Here is a 14,387-nt window from a genome sequence, read left to right as displayed (position 1 = left end):
GGCGGTTTGCTTATGGCATGCTACCTCTTGTCACCTTGTCTACTGGTCGAGGCAATAAGACCCGCGGTCAGCATTGCGCTCGCAGCACCCAGCCACAACGCGCTCGGCACGCCGAAACCATCTACTGCGAAGCCGCCGACCAATGCACCAAGTCCGATTGCCAGTTGCGCTATCGAAACAAAGAGCGCGGCAATACTTTCCAGCCGATCTGACGCGGAACTAAATAGAAAAGTTTGCATGGCGATCGGCAGCATTCCGAAACCGAAGCCCCAGACGGCAACCCATGCGATGGCGACAAGCGTGCTGCTACCGGCTAACAATAGTCCCACAATCGACAACGCGATCAGAAAAGCCGTGCCGGCAAGTGCGAGAACAAAATTCCGACCGGCGGCCCATCCCCCGAACAGGTTTCCAGCAAATCCCGCCGCGCCATAGCCGAGCAGCACCGCGCTGAGTGTTCCTGTGTTTATCCCGGTTGCCCCGATGAGGAATGGGGTAATGTAGGTATAGGCCGCGAACTGCCCCACGAAGATGAGCACGGCTGCTGTCAGGCCAACCCGGACGCGCCGCAATCGCAACACCTCCGGAATCTGCTTCAGTCCCGAGCCCCTTTGAGCGCGGATCGAAGGTAGCAAAAACTGGAGCGCCGCCACGACAAGCAGTGCCACACCCGACACAAGCAGGAAGGCAGTGCGCCAGCCGAACAGGTCGCCGATAAGAGCGCCTGCTGGTACGCCGGCGACGGTGCCCAGCGACACGCCGGAGAAGATCAAAGCCGTCGCACGCGGGCCTTCCGCACCTGGGCGCAGGCGCGGGCCGAGCGAGCCGCCGATCGTCCAGAAGCCGCCGACCGCAACTCCGAGCAGCACCCGTCCGAACATCAGTGCGGGAAAACCCTGGGCTACCGCAACGATGGCGTTTGAAATGACGAGCAGCATCAGCAGAGCGACAAGCACACGCTTGCGATCGAAGCGCGCGGCAAAGCCGAGGGTCATTGGCGCGGCAAGCGCTGCAAGAAAGCCGGGTATGGTCACCATCAGTCCGGCCGTACCCTCGCTGATGCCGAGGTCAGCCGCGATCAGCGGCAGAAGCCCAACGGGCAGGAATTCGGTGGTGACAAGGGCGAAAGCTCCGATGCCGACGCTGGCGACTGCGGCCCAGGAGGCGAGCGGCTTGTTCTCTGCGAGGCTTGCGGAAATACTGTGGGAGACAGGCATGTCCATGGGAGGGGTCCTTTAATGTGAAAGCAGGGTGAACCCGAGGTAGCGCGGCGCTTCGGTTTGCCTGCGATGGCTCATCCGAACTTGACGAGGTTGAGGGCTGGCAGTGCGCCGCCGGGAAACTGCACGAGCTTGCCGCCGACCGAGACGGGGCCGAGATCGATGCCGGTGAAGCCGAGCCTGGAGATCAGCGCGCCGACTTCCGCTTTTGCCCGTGCGTCGTCACCGGAATAGAACAGGATGCGCGATCCCCCCTCGGCTTTGGGATCGCCAGAGATCAGATGCGGCTGCAAATGGTTGAATGCCTTGACGACGCGGGCGCCGGGAACAAGATCCGCGAAAACCTCTGTAGAAAGACGGCCGTTCAGTTCGGCGGGTTTGAACAGCGGCGCTTCGATCGGATTGTTGGCGTCGATGACGATGCGACCGCCAAAGTCCGGCAGGCCGGCGAGTGCTTTCGGCAGCTTCGACCAGTTGACCGCGACAAGGACGATGTCTTTCGATGCTGCTTCCTCGCGCGTGCCCGCCTTGATGAAGGGAGCCAGTTCCACTTCGAGCATGGCAAGCGATGCAGGGTCGCGGCTATTCGCTATAGTGGCGGAAATGCGCGCTGTGGCGAGCGCCCGAGCAAAGGCAGCCCCAATATTGCCGGCGCCGATGATGCCGATGGACATGGTGTTTCTCCTGATTTGAAACGAGGGCCAAAGCGGCGCTCCGAAATGGAGCGCCGCAGAGGATCAGGCGGTCAGGCCGCCATCGGCGACGATGTCCGCGCCGGTGACGAAGGCCGCATCGGGGCTGGCGAGGAAGGCGACGACGCTGGCGATCTCGCTCGGCTGGCCGTAGCGGCCGATCGCCATGCCGGGACCGACAATGGCGGCCACCGGGCCGTCCGCCGGGTTCATGTCGGTATCGGTCGGGCCGGGATGGACTGTGTTGACGGTGATGCCCTTGGGACCGAGATCACGCACGAGGCTGCGGTTGAAGCCAGTGATCGCGCCTTTGGTCAGCGTATAGACGGAGGCGGTCGGGAACGCAGCATAGCGCGTCATGGACGAGCCGATATGGATGATGCGTCCACCCGGCGTCATGTGCCGCACGGCTTCCTGGGTCGCGACGAAAACGCCGGTGACATTGACGGCGACCATCCGCTCATAGTCCTCGAATTTGTAATCATCGAGAGGCGCATTGATCGCCACGCCGGCATTGTTGACGAGGATGTCGATGCCGCCGAAGGTCGAGACGGTCTGAGCTACAGCGGCGCGCACTGCCTCCGGGTTGCCAGCGTCAGCTTCGATGGCGACAGCCTTTCCGCCGGCTGCCTCGATGTCGGCGACGACCTGGGCCGCCCGGTCAGGCGACGCGCTGTAAGTGATGGCAACGGCAGCGCCGTCGGCGGCGAGCTTCCTGGCGATGGCGGCGCCGATCGAGCGCGAACCGCCGGTAACGAGAGCGACCTTGCCGGTCAGCGGATGGGTGAGGTTGGTCATTGTCTTTACTCCGTTTGTGTTTCGATGGAGCAAAGATGACCCATTTATTTATCCGAAATTAGCCCCTAATGACTTTACTCAGCTTCAATGATTGATTGAAAGTTTCTGATACGGTCGCCCCGTGACGCGCGCGACGAATGGACTTAAGCGCACGCTCCAGCGGTGCTTGTGTCGGCAGCGATGAAAGGTGCTCGAAGACAGGTAGGTTCGTCAGATTGGCCCATCTTCAACAATGTGTTGAAATGAATTCGATCCGTTTGAGGCTAATCGTGCGACCCAGCAAAGTTCAAACTCCTCTTAACCCAGAGGAGTTTCACATGCTTGATATTCATAATCCCACACGCAGAATATTCTTGTCCTCAGCGGGATTTGCTATGGCGGCAGCCGCGATGCCAAACCTCGCATTCGCCGCGGACACTTCGATCCGCCCGTTCCGTATCGATATTCCGCAAAGTGCGCTTGATGATCTTTCAAGCCGTCTTGCACACACAAGATGGCCCGATCCCGAAATCGTCGGGGATGACAGCCAAGGCGTTAGACTGGAACATATCAAGAAATTGGTAGAACACTGGCGAACGAACTACGACTGGCGGCGCGTAGAAGAGCGGTTGAACGGCTATCCGCAGTTTTTGACGACAATCGACGGCGTGGACATTCATTTCCTCCATATCCGTTCAAAACATCCCTCCGCCCGCCCTCTGTTGTTGACCCATGGTTGGCCCGGTTCCATCATCGAGATGCTAAAGGTAATCGAGCCATTGACCGATCCAACGGCGCATGGTGGCAGCGAGGATGATGCCTTCCACCTAGTCCTGCCTTCGCTGCCTGGCTACGGCTTCTCCGGCAAACCACGCCAAACAGGCTGGGACCGCCATCGGGTCGCACGCGCCTGGGACACGCTGATGCATCGCCTCGGCTATGACCGTTATCTGGCGCAGGGCGGAGACTGGGGCGCTGTCGTCACGCAGGCGATGGGTGAGCTTGCTCCACAAGGGCTCGAAGGAATCCATATCAACATGCCAGCAGTGATTCCGCGAGAACTACCGAAAACCCTGTCCGCAGACGAACAGGCTGCGATTGATGCTCTCAAGACTTTCTTCACAGCAGGCTCCGGCTATGCCCACATCCAAGGGACCCGACCACAGACAATCGGCTATGCGCTGGCAGATTCACCCGTGGGTCAAGCAGCCTGGATCTACGAAAAATTCGCCCAGTGGTCTGACAGCGGCGGCAAGCCCGAAACCGTGCTGAGCTATGACGAAATGCTCGATGACATAATGTTCTACTGGCTGACCAACAGCGCGACCTCGTCGGCACGGTTTTATTGGGAGAACGCTGATCTTGCTTTCTATGCGGTCGATATCTCGATCCCGGTCGGGGTCAGCGTCTTCCCGAAGGAGATATATAAAGCGCCGAAGAGTTGGGCCGAAAAGACTTACCACGATTTGCGCTACTTCAACGAAACAGAACGTGGTGGCCACTTCGCGGCTTTTGAACAGCCCGAGATCTTCACTCGTGAAGTCCGGGCAGCCTTCCGTGCCATGCCATTTTCAAATTAACGCATGGAAGACTGGCGGCGGCCCCAAACTTCCGCGCCCCTTGCATCGAATGAACCGTCGTCACTAACCGCATTCGCTTCTTCAGGATTATCGACATGGAATATTCAAGACGCTCAATACTCCGAACTGGCTTTGCGGGTGCGATCGGCGCGGCTGGCATGTCAGTTGCCCTCAATGCGCTTGCAGAGCCATCTATTGCTGTATTGTCATCCGCTGACATTGTACTGGATGCGCCGGGCTTCCGCTTGCGACAGGCGCGGGTGAACGGGGTCGAAGTGAATTACGCCGTCGCTGGACAAGGACCGGCGATCCTGCTGCTGCACGGATGGCCTTTCACATGGTTTACATGGCATCGGCTGATCCCGGAACTTGCACGAAATTTCACTGTTATCGCTCCCGACATGCGCGGTATCGGTGGCAGTTCGAAGCCGGACGCGGGCTATGATGTACAGACGCTTGCCGACGATGTCGCTGCCCTGCTTGCCTATGAAGGTGTCCAGAAAACGGCCGTGCTCGGCCACGATCTCGGCGTCGGCGTAGCCTTCATGCTGGCCCAGCGCCACTCGGAACTCGTCAGCAAGCTCATCCTGACCGAGAGCATCGTCCTTGGCGCCCCGCATACGGATTTGTTTATGCGCAACCCGCCCTGGTGGGTTGCATTCCATAACGTGCCGGAGCTGCCTGAAGCGCTGGTTGCAGGGAAAGAGGGACCTTATCTTGACTGGTTCTTCACCAACCTTACCCATGAAAAAGTCGGTATCAGCCCCGTAGCCCGCAACCAGCATATTACCGCATACTCTCAACCTGGTGGCATGAAGGGCGGGTTCGATCACTACCGCGCATTTCCAATGACCATCGAACAGGGGCGCGAAGCAGCACAGCAGAGGCTCAGAATACCTGTTCTTGCACTTGGCGGCGAACTAGTCGGCGATGTGCTTTATCGGCAGATGGCGGCGATAGGCGACAACGTCACCGGCGGCAAGATCGACAGAACTGGGCATGTAATTCAGGAAGAAAATCCAGATGAGCTGCTTCGTAGGTTGCGGGTTTTCCTCTAAAGGCCACTATCCCAAACTTCCGGCAAAGCGTTCCGGCCACTTTTCACGCTGAAACGTGTCCACGACGAAATCGACGAAAACGCGAGTCTTGAGCGGTAGGAGCGTCCGATTGGCATAGTAGATCGAGATCGGTCCCGCATCGGCATACCAGTTGGGTAGAACCCGGACCAGCTCCCCGCTTTCGAGATGGCGCAGCGCATCGGGTTTGGCGATCATTGTCACGCCCATACCGACTAGCGCCGCCATGCGCATCGCGGCTGGATCATTGACCACCACAGTTTCTCGGAGCCGCGCCGGCTCTTCCGCTCCTGCCACATCACGCATCGACCACTGCCGAATACGGCCGGTTCGCAACGAACGCATGACAATGCCATCAAGGTCTAGCAGTGCCGATGGTTCATGCGGCGGCACCTTGTCTGCCATATAAGAGGGCGCGGCGACCGCAATGATATGGGCGGGAGCGAGCGTGCGTGAGATCACGCCAGCCGTCAGCTCAAAGCCTCCGCCGATCGCAACGTCATATCCCTCAGCGATCAGGTCTATTTGGCGATTTTCGAACATCCATTCGGGGCGCACCTTCGGATACCGCGAGGAAAACTCCGGCAAGAGGGGCAGGATATAGTCAATTCCGAAAGTCGGACTCATGCTGACCTTGAGTGTGCCGGCCGGCTCTTCCTGGTCAGCCGAAGCCTCAGCAATCGCGCCTTGCAGATTCTCCAAGTTTTCACGGATCGACATGAGAAACCGCTCGCCCGGCTCCGTCATAGTTAAGGAGCGCGTCGAACGTTGGAACAGACGGACCCCGAGATTTCCCTCCAGCGCCGCAACGTTACGGCTCACTGCGGCAGGTGTGAGTCCCAGCCTTCGCGCGGCTGCGGAGAAGCTGCCAAGCTCTGCGCTGCGGACGAAGGACTCAAGATTGGCCAGCGTTTCCATATAGACCTTCAAAGATTCATTGAAATGGATGACACCAGATTACGGCTAATCTGAGAGGGAATTGCAAGCGATATTCACTCCATCGAAACCGAACCGGAGTGACCGCCATGATGGTCTCTGAAGACGCCACCACCGATCTCGATCACCGCATGTCGCCTACGGCCCTGACCGGCACCGCTCCTACCGTGTCGGCAGACGCTGTTAGCGGGAGGGATGCTCACTCCGCCAACAAAGCCGTAATCCAACAACTCCTTCAAGGCGTGCAGCGGGATGGCGATTTCGATCTCTTCGAAAGGCTTTTTGCTGCGGATTATGTGGACCACACACCATTTGGCGGTTTCCTGCCTGACCGCAACGGTACGCGGGAAATCTACCGGAGCTTCCGGGCAGCCTTTCCGGACTGGAATGCCGAAGTCCATTTGCAGATCGCTGAAGGCGATCTGGTCAGTACCTACAAGACATATCACGGCACGCATCACGGTCCGTTTCTCGGCATTGCACCGACGGGCAAAGCTACGCGCTTCAACGTCATGGACATCATGCGCGTTCGTGACGGCCGCATCACGGACCATTGGACCGTTGCCGACGGCGCCGGCCTTCTCGCCCAACTTCGCGACTGATCTCGATCTCATCTCTCACAACCGATGAAAGGACTAAGACAATGACCAACCTCACCCATCCGCTGACCGGCAAGGTCGCTCTCGTTACCGGCGGTTCGCGCTCGATCGGTGCCGCCATCGCCAAGAAGCTCGCCGCCGACGGCGCTGCCGTTACCATCACTTACAGCGCGTCGCCCGACCGGGCGGCCCAGGTCGTCGCCGACATCGAGGCAGCCGGCGGAAAGGCCGTCGCCATCGAAGCTGACGCCGGCAACCCGGAGGCAGTGCGCGCCGCTGTAGCTCAGACCGTCTCGACCTTCGGCGGCATCGACATCCTCGTCAACAATGCCGGCGTGGCGATCAATGCGCCTCTCGATGATTACAAATTCGAGGACTACGAGCGGATGGTCGCCGTCAATGTCACCGGCGTTTTCGTCGCGACCCAGGAAGCCGTGCGGCACATGACGCCGGGTGGACGCATCATCCATATCGGCTCGTCCATGACGCGCTATGCGGCGTTCCCGACCGCCTCCGTCTATACGCTGACCAAAGGCGCGATCACTGGCTTCAACCGCAGCCTCGTGCGTGATCTCGGCCCCAAGGGCATCACCGTCAACACGGTCCATCCCGGCCCGACCGATACCGACATGAACCCGGCGGACGGCCCGGTGGCCGCCATTGTCGGTCCCGGCATGGCGATCGGCCGCTACGGCCAGCCGAGCGAGATCGCCAGCGTCGTCGCCTTCCTCGCCAGCCCCGATGCGGCCTTCGTCACCGGCGCGGACATCGTCGCCGATGGCGGCCTGACCGCCTGATCTCCCGACAACCGAACCCGAATACGTGAAAGGATTTTCGACATGAACAGCATCGGCATCATCGGCGCCGGCAATATCGGCCGCGCCTTCGCCACGGCTCTGGCCAACAACAATATCCGCGCCACGCTATCGAACAGCCGTGGGCCGGACAGCCTGAAGGATGTGGTCGCAGCCATCGGCCCGACGATCGAGGCGGGCACCCGTGAGGATGCAGCGTCGAAAGACATCGTCCTTGTCGCGGTCAACTGGTCGAAGCTGCCGAAAGCACTCGCCGGCCTGCCGGATTTCGGCGGACGCATCGTCATCGACGCCAACAATCCGATCGAAGCGCCGTTGTTCAAACCCGCCGAACTGAATGGCCGGCTCTCCAGCGAAGTCTTCGCAGGTCTCGTGCCTGGCGCGCGGTTGGTTAAAGCCTTCAATCACCTGCAACCGCACCTGCTCTCGGGCGATCCGCGCGCCGAAGGTGGCCGCCGCGTGCTGTTCTATTCCGGCGATGATGCCGGATCGAAGGCTGAGGTTAGCGCGCTGATCGATCGGCTCGGATTCTTCGGCATTGACCTTGGGACGATCTCGGTCGGCGGAAAGCTGGTGCAGTTCCCAGGTGGTCCGCTCCCGGCGCTCAACCTCGTGAAGTTCGACTGATCGGACCTCGCCCACCGCATGAACGCATCCGCTCCCATCCGGTGGCCATGACCTCGCGGGGCATGGTCACCTCTCAAAAAGGAACAAAAACCATGTCCAAGAGCATTGTCCTTATCCACGGTGCCTGGTTGACGCCCGAAATCTGGCTTCCCTGGATCGCCCGTTTCGAAGCACAGGGCTACAAGGTTCTCGCTCCGGCCTGGCCGTTCATGGACGGCACGGTAGAGGAACTTCGTCGTGCGCCGAATGTCGGCCTCGGAAGGCTGACACTCAGCAAGATCGTGGATCACTACGCGGGGGTCATTTCCACCCTGCCGGAACAGCCTATCCTGATCGGGCATTCCTATGGCGGATTGATTGTGCAGATGTTGCTCGATCGTGGTCTGGGCGCAGCCGGCGTCTCAATAGATCCCGGTCCTGCCGCAGGAATTAAACCCGGCGCGAAGGCATTTCTATCAGCGCTTCCCGTTTTTCTCGCATGGCGTGGCTGGAGCAAGGCCTTGACGATGTCGTTCAAGGCATTCGCGAATAATTTTGCGAACGGGCTTCCCGAAGCCGACCAGCGAGCCGCCTTCGACAAGCACATCGTTCCTGCGCCAGGGCGTATCTATTACCAATCCGTGCTTGGCATCGGTGCGTCCGTCGATTGGAAAAAGCAACAACGTGCCCCATTGTTGCTGGTAAGCGGTGAAGATGATCGCACCGTAGAGCCGAGCATGGTTCGGCAAAACCTCCGGCACTATGCTGCCTCGCCCGCCGTCACCGAGATCAGAGAGTTCCCCGGTCGCAGCCATTTCCTGATCGCGATGCCGGGCTGGGAAGAGATCGCTGATGCCGCGTTGGATTGGGCGACCAACAAATCATAGGTATGAAGACCATCTCTATAAAGTCGCGTTGGCTGATATCGTAATTTCTCTGGCTTCCTGGGATCGGAGAGAAAAATGCGCCGTGTTCTCTTGGATGCCTCGGATAGGAATTCTTTGAATATTTCGACCTTGCTTGGATCGCGCATACCACTTGTTTCCCTGATCCAAGCCTTGGCGGTCTCTGAGCATTTAAGCTTTCGACATGCGGCAAATGTGCTCGGTGTCAGTCAATCCAGTGTCAGTACCAGAGTTAAGTTACTGGAAGATGATCTGGGAGTGATGCTTTTCGAACGACACGCGCGTGGAGTGCGGCTGACCCAAGCGGGAAAGCAATTTGTTGATCGAGTGAGGACCGGCATCTGCCAGCTCGATCATGCTATAAAATCCGTAGGAATGCAGGCGGATGGTTCCGAAGGGGAAGTTCGAATTGGAGTTCATGCCCTTCTTCCGGGAGGTTTCCTAGACAATCTATTGTCTCTGTATCGCAAGAAATACCCAGGCGTTCAGATGGAAATATCCGAAGGCGTCACCCAACATGCGTTGACCCAACTTCGCAGTGGCAACGTGGACATTGTATTTACCCCCGGCCATCCCAACGTTCCAGATTTACATAGCCAGAACCTGTGGACTGAACGCCTTATGGTTGCTGCGCCGCTGGGTAGTATTCTCGCGGATAAGACTGCTGTTTCATGGTCTGACTTGGCTGACCAAACCTTCTTGGTGCGAGTTGGAGGAACCGGGCCGCAAATCTACCACCATATCATTTCGCGACTATCGGATTATTGGCCTCGCCCTTCGGTTGTTCAACAGGATGTCGAGCGGGGAACATTGATGTCGATGGTTGGGCAAGGATTCGGTATCACTATAGTTGGCGAAGCAGCGTCGCTTGTGGAAACGCCCAGCGTCGTGTTTTTGCCAATCATCGATGAGCCAGAACCGGCCTCGTTTTCTGCAATTTGGTCGCCTCATGATCGAAGTTCGACGCTGAAAAATCTGCTTGGCCTTGCTAGAAAGATGAGCCGATCAGCGCGGCGTGACCAATGATTTCAGAAGCTCGCTCGGTTCGATTTTCAACGCATCGGCAATTTGTCCCAGCACTGTGACGCTCGCTGACACATCCGCACGCTCGATCGCGCCGACATAGCGCGCACTCAGGCTGGCGCGATCGGCCAGTTCCTCTTGCGTCATGTCCCGATCATGGCGAATCCGATGCAGGTTGACCGCCATGACCTCTTTGAGGTCCATGCCGGCAGCGGAACCAGCGCAGGAATGATCGTTCCAGGAACGATCATTCCGATTCGCGCAGGGCCGTGGTATTCACTCGCCGGATCGTCGCGGATTGACCGTGACAGGTTCGATCCTCGCGAGGAGATCGGTAGTGGAGATGCCAAGAACCGCGGCGATGTCCACGAACTCGACGACATCAATTCGTCGCTCTCCATTCTCATATTTGGCAACGAAGGATTGCGGCTTGTTCAGCGCAGCCGCCAACTCAGCCTGCGTCAGTCCCTTGGCCTTGCGCGCCTCGACGAGAAGAGATTGCAGTAAAATCTGTCGGGGCGTGCGCAAAGACTTCTGCATTCGGGACGGCTCTCCGTTGAAAAGGGGGAGCCGTTCCGCTAATCCTGATTCAGGATTATCCCATTTCGGGATGATGCTTGACGCTAGGTCCCAAGGAGGGCCGTGCGATGCGAGTACGCCCTGAGCTTGACCCCGATGTCGACGATCTGGCTCCAACCGAGATGGAGATTTCGATCTATGACGAGGTGCATTTCGTCACCTACATGCGCCTGCTCGACGCCGAGGCGGATGGGGCCGACTGGACTGAGGTGGCGCGGATCGTGCTGCATCGCGACCCGGTGCTGGACGCCGATCGCACCCGGATATGCTGGGAAAGCCATCTCGCCCGTGCGCGCTGGATGACCAAGATCGGTTATCGCAAGATACTGGAACAGGCCGCGGACGAAGCGGATAGCCAACGGAATTATCCGCAATGACGGTCTCTCGCCATCAGCGCGCGAAGCCCGGTCGAGACCTTCAATATCTGACCCTCGCCAGATCTTATGCGGAGGCGGCTATGAGCCTGGGGCGAACCGGAGAGGTCGCAGATACCATCCGTCTCCCATTTTTCCAACTCGTCGCCCACACAATGGAGTTGTCGTTGAAGGCGGCGCTCAGCTTTCAGGGCCGCGATGAGGAAGACCTGATCGGTATTGGGCATGAACTGGAATGGTGCCGCCGTCGAGCGACCAGAGGCGGCATGAGCGCACTTGAGGATAGCAAAGTGGCGTCACTCATCGATTGCCTTGGCCCGCCACATGCCCGTCAGGCATTCCGCTATCCGCAGCATTTCCACTGGCCGCTTCCCGATATGGAAGCGGCGCTGCACACCCTTGCTGGCCTGCTTGATGCCGTGGACTCGTATATCCTGACCAGCGAACGGTGATCGCTTGCGCTCGCCGCGCATTCGAGCCGCCACCGACCATCCCTTTTCTTCGCTATAGTATCCGATCGCCCGATCGCCGGGATTTTCTGTTGCTTCTGGCTGGAACGGCTATTCTCTGGTCGGCTCCGTCTCTTTTGCCGATCGGAGCTTGTATGCGCGGAGGTCAGATTCTTTGGGGGCAGATCGCCCTTGTTTCCATCATCATTCTGTTCACGACCTGGGCGGCGACGCAGTGGACAGCGTGGCAACTTGGCTTTCAGGCGCAGCTCGGCGAGCCATGGTTCATGGTGGCGAGCTGGCCGATCTACTATCCGCCGGCCTTCTTTTGGTGGTGGTATTTCTACGACGCCTATGCGCCGAAGATATTCGTCGAGGGGGCGATCATCGCGGCTTCAGGCGGCTTCATCGCCATCGCCGTTGCGATCGGCATGTCCGTCCTTCGGGCGCGGCAGGCGAAGAATGTCGCCACCTATGGATCGGCGCGTTGGGCGGAGCCTAACGAGATCAAGGCGGCCGGTCTGCTCGACCCCGATGGCGTCCTGCTCGGTCGGCTCGAGCGCGACTATCTCCGTCACGACGGCCCCGAGCATGTGCTGTGCTTCGCTCCGACCCGATCGGGCAAGGGCGTCGGCCTCGTCGTGCCGACGCTACTGACCTGGCCGGGCAGCACCATCATTCACGACATCAAGGGCGAGAATTGGGGCCTGACCGCCGGCTTTAGGTCGAAGCACGGTCGCGTGCTGCTGTTCGATCCGACCGATCCCACTTCATCGGCCTATAATCCGCTGCTGGAGGTGCGGCGCGGCGATAAGGAAGTCCGCGACGTGCAGAACATCGCCGACATCCTCGTTGACCCTGAAGGCGCGCTCGACAAGCGCAACCATTGGGAAAAGACCAGTCATTCGCTGCTGGTCGGCGCAATCCTCCACGTTCTCTATGCGGAAACCGACAAGACGCTCGCCGGCGTTGCCAATTTCCTCTCCGATCCAAAGCGCCCCGTCGAGGCGACGCTGCGCGCCATGATGAACACGCCGCATCTAGGCGAAGCCGGCGTTCATCCGGTCATCGCGTCATCGGCGCGCGAACTGCTGAACAAGAGCGACAACGAACGGTCGGGCGTGCTCTCGACCGCCATGTCGTTCCTCGGTCTCTATCGCGATCCCGTGGTGGCGAAGGTGACGGCCCAGTGCGACTGGCGCATTGCCGATCTGGTGGCGGCGGAACGGCCGGTCAGTCTTTACCTCGTGGTTCCTCCTTCAGACATCAACCGCACCAAGCCACTGATCCGCCTGCTGCTCAATCAGGTCGGGCGGCGTCTGACCGAAGACCTGAAGACATCCGCCAACCGCCATCGGCTGCTGTTGATGCTGGATGAGTTCCCGGCGCTGGGGCGGCTCGACTTCTTCGAGAGCGCGCTTGCCTTCATGGCGGGCTACGGCATCAAGAGTTTCCTGATCGCGCAGAGTCTCAACCAGATCGAGAAGGCGTATGGCGCGAACAACAGCGTGCTCGACAATTGCCATGTGCGTGTCGCCTTCGCCACCAATGACGAGCGAACCGCCAAGCGCGTGTCGGACGCCCTCGGAACCGCGACTGAGATGCGCGATTCCACCAACTATGCCGGCCACCGGCTGTCGCCCTGGCTTGGCCACCTCATGGTTTCGCGGCAGGAGACGGCGCGGCCGTTGCTCACCCCTGGCGAGGTGATGCAGCTCCCGCCCGCCGACGAATTGCTGCTGGTCGCGGGCGTGCCGCCCATCCGAGCCAAGAAGGCTCGCTATTACGAAGATGCACGCTTCCGCGAGCGCCTGTTGCCGCCGCCCAAACCGGAAGCAGCAAAAGGCACGGCAAAACCGCCAGCCGATGATTGGTCGGCGCTGGCGATCCCGGCTGCATCGGCCGACGTTGCACCGGGAAATACTGGCAGCACGAACACCGATCCGGCCAATGCAGGCATCCGCCGCGAGCCGGAATTGCCGGAGCATGAGGAGATCACGCCGCCGGATCACGCGCCAGTCGGCGAGTTTGACATACTCGACGATGAGCCGGACGTGGATGCCGCCAAGGCGCGCAGCCTCCGCCAACAGGTCACATCGGTTGCCCGGCAGGCGTCGATGGACCCTGCCGATGGTATAGAATTGTGAAAGGGACGGCCATGCAGACCAAGACCCGCATGAACGTCTATTTCGACCCCGACCTCCTGAAAAAGGTCGAGGCTTTGGCGCTCCGCCGCAATATCTCCAAGTCCGCTGTCATCGAAGCCGCTGTCGCGTCGTTCCTGTCTGCCGACGCCTCGGAACGGCTGGAAGCCGTGTTTGCCCGTCGCATGGACCGGATCGGTCGGCAGATCGAGGGAATGGATGAAGACCTCGCCATCCTCGGAGAAACGCTTTCGCTGTTCATCCGCTTTTGGCTGACCGTCACGCCGCCGCTTCCTGACAGTGCCCAGGCATCAGCGCGCGCCAAAGGCACGGAGCGGTTCGAGGGCTTCCTTCAAACGCTGGGGCGGAAGTTGGCGACCGGCGATCGGTTCCTGAAAGACCTGTCGCGCGACATCGACTCGCGACGAAATGGAGCAGGCGATACAGAATAGCGGACGCCTCTGGTGTGCTGTGTCCAATAATCAATCCCGCCGATTGCCGCCGTTTCTTCGCTATGGCCGCCGGGTGTTAGATACTTGTTGAAACAGCCTAATTTCCGGCTCTTTTAATCATCCCCGTCCGGGGACCGTCTGATGTCTCCCCGGCGGACAC

General features: G+C 59.6%; 17 protein-coding genes. 11 read left to right on the top strand and 6 right to left on the bottom strand.

Translation table 11 applies throughout. The annotated features are described in order from the left end of the window. Window positions 1-20 precede the first annotated feature (20 nt). The 3 genes from CA833_RS08890 to CA833_RS08880 form a co-directional block, all read right to left on the bottom strand. Window positions 21-1,223, bottom strand: a complete 1,203-nt coding sequence (locus CA833_RS08890; RefSeq protein ID WP_207079852.1) for an MFS transporter — start codon at window positions 1,221-1,223, stop codon at window positions 21-23. A gap of 71 nt (window positions 1,224-1,294) precedes the next feature. After that, window positions 1,295-1,894, bottom strand: a complete 600-nt coding sequence (locus CA833_RS08885; RefSeq protein WP_207079851.1) for an NADPH-dependent F420 reductase — start codon at window positions 1,892-1,894, stop codon at window positions 1,295-1,297. Between the two features lie 63 nt (window positions 1,895-1,957). Then, the gene (locus CA833_RS08880) at window positions 1,958-2,710 is read right to left on the bottom strand and encodes a 3-oxoacyl-ACP reductase family protein (RefSeq protein WP_207079850.1); all 753 of its coding nucleotides are present in this window, start codon (window positions 2,708-2,710) and stop codon (window positions 1,958-1,960) included. A gap of 317 nt (window positions 2,711-3,027) precedes the next feature. Between CA833_RS08880 and CA833_RS08875 the strand changes: the two genes are divergently transcribed. Together CA833_RS08875 and CA833_RS08870 are read left to right on the top strand one after the other, a co-directional pair. After that, on the top strand, window positions 3,028-4,269 hold the full coding sequence (locus CA833_RS08875; RefSeq protein WP_207079849.1) for an epoxide hydrolase family protein: 1,242 nt from the start codon (window positions 3,028-3,030) through the stop codon (window positions 4,267-4,269). 95 nt (window positions 4,270-4,364) lie between these two features. Further along, a complete protein-coding gene (locus CA833_RS08870; RefSeq protein WP_207079848.1) occupies window positions 4,365-5,327 on the top strand; it encodes an alpha/beta fold hydrolase in 963 nt (320 codons plus the stop codon). Between the two features lie 6 nt (window positions 5,328-5,333). Here CA833_RS08870 and CA833_RS08865 read toward each other — a convergent pair whose 3' ends face one another. Continuing rightward, a complete protein-coding gene (locus CA833_RS08865) occupies window positions 5,334-6,263 on the bottom strand; it encodes a LysR family transcriptional regulator (RefSeq protein WP_207079847.1) in 930 nt (309 codons plus the stop codon). Window positions 6,264-6,370: 107 nt separating this feature from the next. On the opposite strand from CA833_RS08865, the gene CA833_RS08860 reads away from it, so the two are divergent. The 5 genes from CA833_RS08860 (at window position 6,371) to CA833_RS08840 (ending at window position 10,232) form a co-directional block, all read left to right on the top strand. Then, entirely contained in the window at window positions 6,371-6,883 is a 513-nt protein-coding gene (locus tag CA833_RS08860; protein WP_242526375.1) for an ester cyclase, read from the top strand. A gap of 41 nt (window positions 6,884-6,924) precedes the next feature. After that, window positions 6,925-7,677: a 3-oxoacyl-ACP reductase family protein gene (locus CA833_RS08855; protein ID WP_207079845.1), complete on the top strand. Its 753-nt coding sequence runs from the start codon at window positions 6,925-6,927 to the stop codon at window positions 7,675-7,677. 42 nt (window positions 7,678-7,719) lie between these two features. After that, window positions 7,720-8,322 (top strand): NADPH-dependent F420 reductase, encoded by a 603-nt coding sequence (locus CA833_RS08850; RefSeq protein ID WP_207079844.1) that lies wholly within the window; start codon window positions 7,720-7,722, stop codon window positions 8,320-8,322. 92 nt (window positions 8,323-8,414) lie between these two features. Beyond that, window positions 8,415-9,188 (top strand): alpha/beta hydrolase, encoded by a 774-nt coding sequence (locus tag CA833_RS08845; protein WP_207079843.1) that lies wholly within the window; start codon window positions 8,415-8,417, stop codon window positions 9,186-9,188. 75 nt (window positions 9,189-9,263) lie between these two features. Beyond that, window positions 9,264-10,232, top strand: coding sequence for a LysR family transcriptional regulator (locus CA833_RS08840; protein ID WP_207079842.1), 969 nt, complete (start codon window positions 9,264-9,266; stop codon window positions 10,230-10,232). Here CA833_RS08840 and CA833_RS08835 read toward each other — a convergent pair. Together CA833_RS08835 and CA833_RS08830 are read right to left on the bottom strand one after the other, a co-directional pair. After that, entirely contained in the window at window positions 10,212-10,433 is a 222-nt protein-coding gene (locus CA833_RS08835) for a helix-turn-helix domain-containing protein (protein ID WP_207079841.1), read from the bottom strand. The genes CA833_RS08840 and CA833_RS08835 overlap by 21 nt on opposite strands. A gap of 72 nt (window positions 10,434-10,505) precedes the next feature. Further along, window positions 10,506-10,769 (bottom strand): helix-turn-helix domain-containing protein, encoded by a 264-nt coding sequence (locus CA833_RS08830; protein ID WP_207079840.1) that lies wholly within the window; start codon window positions 10,767-10,769, stop codon window positions 10,506-10,508. A 107-nt stretch (window positions 10,770-10,876) separates the two neighbouring features. Here CA833_RS08830 and CA833_RS08825 point away from each other — a divergent pair, with 107 nt between their 5' ends. The 4 genes from CA833_RS08825 to CA833_RS08810 all read left to right on the top strand — a co-directional run bounded on the left by CA833_RS08825 (window position 10,877) and on the right by CA833_RS08810 (window position 14,227). Further along, window positions 10,877-11,185: a DUF2285 domain-containing protein gene (locus CA833_RS08825; protein WP_207079839.1), complete on the top strand. Its 309-nt coding sequence runs from the start codon at window positions 10,877-10,879 to the stop codon at window positions 11,183-11,185. Window positions 11,186-11,349: 164 nt separating this feature from the next. Next, window positions 11,350-11,634 (top strand): hypothetical protein, encoded by a 285-nt coding sequence (locus CA833_RS08820; RefSeq protein ID WP_207079838.1) that lies wholly within the window; start codon window positions 11,350-11,352, stop codon window positions 11,632-11,634. Window positions 11,635-11,786: 152 nt separating this feature from the next. Further along, window positions 11,787-13,778, top strand: a complete 1,992-nt coding sequence (locus tag CA833_RS08815; RefSeq protein WP_207079837.1) for a conjugal transfer protein TraG — start codon at window positions 11,787-11,789, stop codon at window positions 13,776-13,778. Between the two features lie 11 nt (window positions 13,779-13,789). After that, complete coding sequence (locus CA833_RS08810; RefSeq protein WP_207079836.1) at window positions 13,790-14,227, top strand: CopG family transcriptional regulator; 438 nt, start codon at window positions 13,790-13,792, stop codon at window positions 14,225-14,227. The last annotated feature ends 160 nt before the right edge of the window (window positions 14,228-14,387 follow it).

The organism is Novosphingobium sp. KA1, assembly GCF_017309955.1.
GTDB lineage: Bacteria > Pseudomonadota > Alphaproteobacteria > Sphingomonadales > Sphingomonadaceae > Novosphingobium.
Note: the sequence above shows the minus strand (reverse complement) of the source record. Positions and strands in the feature narration are given on the sequence as shown.